The 449-nt window shown below is 51.0% G+C and carries 1 protein-coding gene; it reads right to left on the reverse strand.

The features are described 5' to 3' along the window. Positions 1 to 449 (reverse strand): hypothetical protein (locus tag LKE08_RS16530; protein ID WP_324705346.1); only part of this gene is annotated, 449 nt, incomplete at both ends.

A 449-nucleotide genomic window follows, 5' to 3' on the forward strand; every position in this document is an offset into this window, starting at 1 on the left:
GTGTTATCTTCCTCGGGATTATCCTCTTCAGTCGTATCTTCCTGAGTCGTATCTTCCTGAGTGGTATCTTCTTGAGTCGTATCTTCCTCAGTCGTATCTTCCTCAGTCGTATCTTCCTCAGTCGTATCCTCCTCAGTCGTATCTTCCTGAGTGGTATCTTCTTGAGTGTTATCTTCCTCAGTCGTATCTTCCTGAGTGTTATCTTCCTGAGTGTTATCTTCCTGAGTGTTATCTTCCTGAGTGGTATCTTCCTGAGCGTTATCTTCCTCGGGATTATCTTCTGCCGTCCGGGTGAGTTGGGTGGCGGCGGTGTTATCGTTTCCGGCGATATCCGCTGCGATGGCGGCTGCGATATCCACGGTCACTTCCCCATCGGCGTCGGGGGTGATGTCGAAGGTGTAGGTGATGTTGTCGGCGGTTTGCAGGTTGTCGGCGCTGCCGTTGTTGAT

It is taken from the genome of Lyngbya sp. CCY1209 (assembly GCF_035615495.1).
Taxonomy (GTDB): domain Bacteria; phylum Cyanobacteriota; class Cyanobacteriia; order Cyanobacteriales; family Microcoleaceae; genus Limnospira.